The sequence below is a fragment of the Brenneria tiliae genome (assembly GCF_023347575.1).
GTDB lineage: Bacteria > Pseudomonadota > Gammaproteobacteria > Enterobacterales > Enterobacteriaceae > Brenneria > Brenneria corticis.
Genome location: NZ_JAKPCB010000029.1, coordinates 1 through 255, shown reverse-complemented (window position 1 = coordinate 255; position 255 = coordinate 1). Strand labels below are relative to the sequence as shown.

Annotated in this window: 1 rRNA gene; it reads right to left on the bottom strand. The window is 54.1% G+C overall.

The window, feature by feature from the left end:
* Positions 1–255, bottom strand: a 23S ribosomal RNA gene (locus tag MFP24_RS24440); the annotation flags it as partial.

The following is a 255-nucleotide window of genomic DNA, read 5'->3' as shown; positions in this document are numbered from 1 at the left end:
TAGCTTATGCCTTTGCACTAACCTCCTGATGTCCGACCAGGATTAGCTAACCTTCGTGCTCCTCCGTTACTCTTTGGGAGGAGACCGCCCCAGTCAAACTACCCACCAGACACTGTCCGCAACCCCGGTCAGGGGCCCACGTTAGAACATCAAACATCAAAGGGTGGTATTTCAAGGTCGGCTCCACGCAGACTGGCGTCCACGCTTCAATGCCTCCCACCTATCCTACACATCAAGGCTCAAGGTTCAGTGTCA